The sequence below is a fragment of the Streptococcus sp. SP1 genome, assembly GCF_030440005.1.
Taxonomy (GTDB): domain Bacteria; phylum Bacillota; class Bacilli; order Lactobacillales; family Streptococcaceae; genus Streptococcus; species Streptococcus parasanguinis.
The window spans coordinates 24870-31445 of the sequence record NZ_JAQFJJ010000021.1 but is presented as its reverse complement, the minus strand read 5'-3'; the positions used below and the strand labels follow the sequence as shown (position 1 = coordinate 31445).

7 protein-coding genes are annotated in these 6576 nt (G+C 42.5%); 2 read left to right on the top strand and 5 right to left on the bottom strand.

From position 1 onward, the window contains the following. Nucleotides 1–124: 124 nt before the first annotated feature. From mutY to PCY07_RS09595, 5 genes are all read right to left on the bottom strand, one after another. Nucleotides 125–1279, bottom strand: coding sequence for an A/G-specific adenine glycosylase (gene mutY / locus PCY07_RS09615; protein WP_215194522.1), 1155 nt, complete (start codon nucleotides 1277–1279; stop codon nucleotides 125–127). Nucleotides 1280–1525: 246 nt separating this feature from the next. Then, the gene (pta, locus tag PCY07_RS09610) at nucleotides 1526–2500 is read right to left on the bottom strand and encodes a phosphate acetyltransferase (protein ID WP_061455544.1); all 975 of its coding nucleotides are present in this window, start codon (nucleotides 2498–2500) and stop codon (nucleotides 1526–1528) included. A gap of 21 nt (nucleotides 2501–2521) precedes the next feature. Then, nucleotides 2522–3415 carry an RluA family pseudouridine synthase gene (locus PCY07_RS09605; protein WP_195916037.1) on the bottom strand — a complete coding sequence of 298 codons (894 nt, stop codon included), beginning with the start codon at nucleotides 3413–3415 and terminating at the stop codon, nucleotides 2522–2524. Continuing rightward, nucleotides 3412–4230, bottom strand: coding sequence for an NAD kinase (locus PCY07_RS09600; protein WP_282184817.1), 819 nt, complete (start codon nucleotides 4228–4230; stop codon nucleotides 3412–3414). Before PCY07_RS09600 ends, PCY07_RS09605 begins: the two co-directional genes overlap by 4 nt. Beyond that, entirely contained in the window at nucleotides 4214–4885 is a 672-nt protein-coding gene (locus tag PCY07_RS09595; RefSeq protein WP_003003504.1) for a GTP pyrophosphokinase family protein, read from the bottom strand. Before PCY07_RS09595 ends, PCY07_RS09600 begins: the two co-directional genes overlap by 17 nt. A gap of 95 nt (nucleotides 4886–4980) precedes the next feature. On the opposite strand from PCY07_RS09595, the gene PCY07_RS09590 reads away from it, so the two are divergent. Together PCY07_RS09590 and PCY07_RS09585 are read left to right on the top strand one after the other, a co-directional pair. Beyond that, nucleotides 4981–5538, top strand: a complete 558-nt coding sequence (locus PCY07_RS09590) for a CYTH domain-containing protein (protein WP_301356569.1) — start codon at nucleotides 4981–4983, stop codon at nucleotides 5536–5538. Between the two features lie 72 nt (nucleotides 5539–5610). Further along, nucleotides 5611–6567: a ribose-phosphate diphosphokinase gene (locus PCY07_RS09585; protein ID WP_003015158.1), complete on the top strand. Its 957-nt coding sequence runs from the start codon at nucleotides 5611–5613 to the stop codon at nucleotides 6565–6567. Nucleotides 6568–6576 lie beyond the last annotated feature (9 nt).

Here is a 6576-nt window from a genome sequence, read left to right as displayed (position 1 = left end):
CAAGACGCAGTGGTTGAGTGGGCTCTACTACGCTGATTTCATCAGCTTTTACAGCCCTACTCAACTGTGCGGAGGTGGGACGACGAAATCGAATTCTAACGAATTACCGATTTCTGTCCCACTCTCAATTTTCATTTTCCGTAAAAGTCGTCCAAATCTTTTGCTGGGGTTTAGCAAAAGGATAGTCCGAAAATTCTTCTGGTGTTAACCAAACAGTCGATTCGCTTGCTGGTTGCTCCCCTTCTTTTACTAGGCCGTATCGAATCTGAACCTGCCATTTACGATGCGAAAAGACATGCTGGACGATAGGATAAGATCTGTCCTGCCAATCAATGGCCAAGTCATAGTCCTGTTCAAAGAAAAGAATTTCAGGGTTACGCTCTGCTTCCCTCTTCCCATCCAATAGAGATAATTGGCCTAGATTCTCATATAGGCTATCCACTTCGATCAAGGGGAAATGCCAGAAACCTGATAAAAGCCCCTCTCGCTCATTTTTCTCCAGCAAGTAGCGTCCTTGACTATCCTTGATAATAAAGGCTGTTAGATAGACAGGTACAGGTTTCTTCTTAGGAGCCTTAATGGGATAACGATCCATGGTCCCATGTTGGTAGGCTGCGCTAAATTCCTTAACAGGACTCTCTTCCGGCCGTGGATTGACTGGTGATTCAATATCGGATCCCAAATCCATCAAAGCCTGATTGAAATCACCCGGCCGGGCCGGATCGATCAAGATTTCCATCATGGCTTGAAAAATCTTGCGATTGGTCGGAACTCCGATATCGTAGTCCACTTCAAACAAACGGGCTATAACACGCATGACATTGCCATCTACTGCTGGCTCTGGTAATCCAAAAGCAATACTAGCGATGGCACCAGCTGTATAAGGCCCAATTCCCTTAAGTTGAGAGATGGCCTCATAGCTTGATGGAAACACTCCTCCGTGATTTTCCATTATCTGCTGGGCAGCTTTCTGCATATTGCGGACACGTGAGTAATAGCCCAAACCTTCCCAAGCTTTTAAGAGTTTTTCTTCAGGGGCTTGAGCCAAATCAGCGACCGTCGGAAACCAATCTAAAAAACGCTCATAATAAGGAATCACCGTATCGACACGTGTCTGCTGGAGCATAATTTCTGAGATCCAAATTTTATAAGGATCCTGGGTCCTTCTCCAGGGAAGATCCCGTTTATGGGCATCATACCAGACTAATAACTTTTCTCGGAAGGAAGCGATTTTCTCCTCCTCCCACATGGTAATCCCGTAATCTTTTAAATCTAACATATTCCTAGTATACCATAGAATGAGTTAGAGTTTAGAAATTCTGATTTTATAAAAAAAAAGAGGCTGGGACAAAAGTCCTAGCCTCTCAATTATTTTTGGATTGTCGAGCAAGACGCAGTGGTTTAGTGGGCTCTACTACGCTGATTTCATCAGCTTTTACAGCCCTACTCAACTGTGCGGAGGTGGGAAGACGAAATCGAATTCTAACGAATTACCGATTTCTGTCCCACTCTCTAAATGCATTTCTTATTGTTCAACAGCTTGAGCAGCCGTAATCAAGGTTAATTTATAGACGTCATCTGCATTACATCCACGAGAAAGGTCGTTGACTGGTTTATTCAACCCTTGCAATACTGGACCTACCGCTGCAAAGCCTCCAAGACGTTCTGCCATCTTGTATCCAATGTTACCTGCTTCAATACCAGGGAAGATAAAGACATTAGCTTGTCCTGCCACCTTGCTTCCTGGAGCCTTCAAGGCTGCAGTTTCAGGCACAAAAGCTGCGTCAAATTGCAATTCCCCGTCAATTTCAAGGTCTGGACGAAGTTCATGAGCAAGCTTAGTCGCTTCAACAACCTTATCAACACTTTCTCCAAAACCAGACCCTTTTGTTGAATAGCTCAACATAGCAATTTTAGGATCAATTCCAAACATCTTGGCTGTGATAGCTGAGTTGATAGCAATTTCGGCTAATCCTTCAGCATCTGGATTGATGTTGATGGCACAGTCCCCGAACAAGTAGCGTTCAGATCCACGAACCATAAGGAAAGCCCCTGAAGTCCGTTTTACATTAGGACGAGTTTTGATAATTTGCAAGGCCGGACGAACAGTTGCAGCAGTTGAATGAATAGCCCCTGATACCATCCCATCAACGATTCCCATGTGCACTAACATGACACCAAAATAGTTAACGTCGTCTTTCAAGATTTGACGTGCTTCTTCTTCTGTCATTTTTCCCTTACGACGATCTACCAAGGAAGCTACCATCTCTTCAAAACCTGGATAAGAATGCGGATCAATGACTTCATATCCTTCCAAAACCCCTTCGATTTCGAGGTAAATACGAATTTTATCTGGATTACCAAGCAATACAGGGGTTACATCTGTCTCGTTCACAATTCGTTTTGCTGCTTGGAGAATACGAGGCTCTTCACCTTCAGGTAATACAATACGTGCATTCTTACCAACGAGGTTGGCTTTGAGATTTTCAAAAACTTCCATGAGTTTTACTCCTTTTAATAATTAATAACTTGTTTGAAGCTGTGTTAATACAGCTTGAAAATCTGGAGGTAGTGGACTTTCTATGACCAATTCTTCCTCTAGAAATGGATGATAATAGGATAGACGATGACAATGAAGAGCTTGGCGCTCAATGCCGTCTTCTAAACTCCCGCCATAGAGATCATCTCCCAAAAGCGGAAAACCAATATGGGAAAAATGAACGCGGATCTGATGGGTTCGACCTGTGTGCAACTGAATATCCACTAGGTGAATATCACCAAAAGATTGAACAACCTGGTAGCTTGTATGAGCATACTTGCCACCTTTTGCTACCTTTCGAGTAATGATCGACTCTTCATCACGCGCAATCGGAGCAATAATCTCTCCGACAGGATCAAGCTTCCCAGATCCCTTGACCAAGGCATAATAGCGTTTCTGAATCGATTTAGACTGCAATTGCTTATCCAAGCGGGCATGGGCATAGCCATGTTTGGCAAAGAGCATGACGCCACTTGTATCTTTATCCAAGCGAGTGACAATGTGAACCTGCTGGTTCTCGTAGCCCTGCTTCACATAGTAGCCTTTTACAAAATTTGCTAAGGTATTGGAATGAATCGCACTTGGAATAGAAGCAATCCCAAAGGGTTTGTTTAAGACCAAAAAATGATCATCTTCAAACAAAATATCCAAAGGCCGATCCATGGGTTTTAGGGTTTCAAACCCTTCTTCTGCCGGAATATCAATGACCAATCGATCCCCAATATCCAACAAATAAATCGCATTCTCCGGACGTCCATTGACAAGGATCTGGCCACCACGAAACTTAATCTTTGCTAAGAGACCCTTAGAAACCTCATGCTTTTTCAGGAAGGTCTTGACCTTGACATGCTCATCGACAATGAATTCAAATCTCATTCTCTATCATCTCCGATAAAGGCATCCTTGACCCGATTCCAGAAACTGGTGTGACTGGAGCTTGCCACAAAATTAATCTTATGGTTGTCAATCTGATATTCTACTTTTGCAATATTACGGTAAGAATAGGTTGAATTGTCAACAGAGATAATGTGAAAGCCAGGTCTTGTCGGTGTAATCTCGATCTTATCCTTTTTAGGGACAATGACAGAAGAACCCAAGGTACGATAAACACGGTTGTTGAGACTGGCGATTTCAGCGATCTGTAGCGCCTCAATAGTCGGGTGAAGGACTGCCCCTCCCAAGGATTTGTTGTAAGCTGTACTACCTGTAGGAGTCGAAACGGTAATCCCGTCTCCTCTGAAGCGCTCAAAATCCACTCCATTAATCGTGAGATCGGCAACCATGGTCCGGTCGCTTCTCTTAATCGTCGCTTCGTTCAACGCTCTCATGGTACGGGTTTCCCCATTGTCGAAAGTGATCTTGACATTCAAAATGGGGTAAGAAACCTTGGCACCTGTATCATATTTTAAATTCTCAACCAGCTTATCGATTTCACTGTCTAAATAATCTGTATAGAATCCTAAGTGTCCGGTATGGACACCAACAAATCGCACCCGATCTAACTGGTGTTCATACTTGTGAAAGGCTGATAGCAACATCCCATCGCCACCAATTGAAATCACAATATCCGGGTGCTTCTCCGTCAAAATAAAATTATTTTTCCGAAGCTTGTAGCGCAACTGCTGAAAAACCTCTTCACTTTGACGCTTGCGATTGCGAATAATGGATACTTTTTTACCTGTAGTCTTCATCTGTGTCATCACTATTTCCAACGCCATCATTTAACTTACGATGAAGTGGATCAAACAGGGCTTGAGCCTCCTGAATCGCATCCCGAATTGCCCCCATCTCTTCATCCAAGAGATAGGCCAGGTTTGCTGTCGTCTCTAAGCGTTTTTTGATCTCGTCTGGAAAGTCTCCTTTATATTTATAATTGAGCGAGTGTTCAATGGTTGCCCAAAAATTCATGGACAAAGTCCGAATTTGAATCTCTGCTAAGATCGTTTCATTTCCATCAATGGTATCGACCGGGTATTCGACAACGACGTGGTAACTCCGGTAGCCACTTGATTTCTTGTGGCGGATGTAGTCTCGCTCTTGGACCACGCGCATATCCTGCCGTTGTCTCAGTACCTCTAGGATCTCATCCACATCGTCCACAAACTGAACCATGATGCGAAGACCAGCAATATCTTGCATATCCTGAGCCAGATTTTCTTCAGAAATATTTCTTCGGATCATCTTTTCACGAATACTCTCAATCGGTTTGACCCGTCCTGTGACAAACTCAATTGGAGAATGCTTTTGTTGCTTACGATATTGCTTACGAATCCCACGCAGTTTGATTTTTAATTCCCCAACTGCTTGGATATACGGATCTAAGAAGTTTTCCCAATCAATTGCCATCCTACCACCTTGTAATCTGAACCATTTTTGTATACAATAAACACATCTCTTATTATATCATGAATCGCTTTTGAAAAAAAGCAAAGGACCACAAAATGAACCATTTAGAAATTGAATACAAAACCATGCTAGACAAGGAGGAATACCAATCCCTCCTTCCACTTTTTGCTGATACAGAATTGGTTGTCCAAACCAATCACTATATCGATACACCCGACCAGCTTATCCGTAAGGAAAAAATGGCCTTGCGGGTGCGTACTTTCACAGATCAGGCTGAATTGACTCTCAAAGTCCCTGAAGATGTTGGCCATTTCGAGTACAATCAAGACCTCAACCCAGAAGAAACCAAGGAGATTCTTCAACAACAACAGTTTCCTGACGGAGAAATCAAAAAACTCTTGAAATCTAAAGAAATCCCAGTTGAGCAACTTGCGGTCTGGGGAAGCCTTACAACAGAACGATTCGAAAAAGAAACTGATGCAGGCTTAGTAGCACTAGACCACAGTCTCTATCTAGATACTGAAGATTATGAGTTAGAAATCGAGGTGGAAACTGCTGAGCAGGAAGAAAATTTCAATCAGTTCATCAAAGAGCATGGAATCATCTTCAAAACTGCTAAAAATAAAATCGCCAGATTGGCGCAAAGATTGTAAAATAGCTGAAATTATCGTAAATTTTTGCTAAAATAGTGCTAAGATCAAAAATCTAAATGAGGTTAGAATCACATGTCAGATAAAAAAAATATGAAGCTCTTCTCTCTCAATTCAAATCCAGAGATTGCCCAGAAAATTGCGGATCACGCTGGGGTTCCACTCGGAAAAATTTCATCCCGTCAATTCTCAGATGGTGAAATCCAAGTCAATATTGAGGAAAGTGTTCGTGGATATGATATTTATATCATTCAATCAACCAGTTTCCCTGTCAACAATCACTTGATGGAACTGTTAATTATGGTGGATGCTTGCCAACGGGCCAGCGCAAATACTGTCAATGTGGTCATGCCTTACTTCGGTTATGCTCGCCAAGACCGGACTGCTGCTCCTCGCGAACCAATTACAGCTAAATTAGTAGCAAACATGTTGGTCAAAGCTGGGGTAGATCGTGTCGTAACACTCGATCTCCACGCTGTTCAGGTCCAAGGTTTCTTTGATATCGCCGTAGATAACCTCTTTACGATTCCACTCTTTGCTGAACACTACATTAACAAAGGTTTGACAGGTTCAGACGTCGTTGTCGTGAGTCCGAAAAACTCTGGTGTCAAACGAGCTCGTAGTTTAGCAGAATATCTTGATGCTCCAATCGCGATTATTGATTACGAACAAGATGATGCGAACCGTGATTATGGCTATATCATCGGAGATGTCAAAGGTAAAAAAGCTATTTTAATCGACGATATCCTCAATACTGGGAAGACTTTTTCGGAAGCCTCAAAAATCGTTGAACGCGAAGGAGCTACTGAAATTTATGCTGTTTCAAGCCATGGCTTATTTGTGAAAGGAGCTGTCGAGTTATTAGACCAAGCTCCGATCAAAGAAATCTTGGTAACCGATTCTGTTGCTCCAAATGGGCCAACACCTAAAAATATCAACTATCTGACAGCTAGCGAACTGATCGCTGAAGCTATTGTTCGCATTCAAGAAAGAAAACCTGTTAGTCCTCTATTTGCCTACCACAAGAAATAAGGTCTTAAT

What these genes read in the sequence shown, in the direction of transcription:
- mutY (WP_215194522.1), bottom strand. Translation starts at nt 1,279, where the DNA reads ATGTTAGATTTAAAAGATTACGGGATTACCATGTGGGAGGAGGAGAAA.
- pta (WP_061455544.1), bottom strand. Translation starts at nt 2,500, where the DNA reads ATGGAAGTTTTTGAAAATCTCAAAGCCAACCTCGTTGGTAAGAATGCA.
- PCY07_RS09605 (WP_195916037.1), bottom strand. Translation starts at nt 3,415, where the DNA reads ATGAGATTTGAATTCATTGTCGATGAGCATGTCAAGGTCAAGACCTTC.
- PCY07_RS09600 (WP_282184817.1), bottom strand. Translation starts at nt 4,230, where the DNA reads ATGAAGACTACAGGTAAAAAAGTATCCATTATTCGCAATCGCAAGCGT.
- PCY07_RS09595 (WP_003003504.1), bottom strand. Translation starts at nt 4,885, where the DNA reads ATGGCAATTGATTGGGAAAACTTCTTAGATCCGTATATCCAAGCAGTT.
- PCY07_RS09590 (WP_301356569.1), top strand. Translation starts at nt 4,981, where the DNA reads ATGAACCATTTAGAAATTGAATACAAAACCATGCTAGACAAGGAGGAA.
- PCY07_RS09585 (WP_003015158.1), top strand. Translation starts at nt 5,611, where the DNA reads ATGTCAGATAAAAAAAATATGAAGCTCTTCTCTCTCAATTCAAATCCA.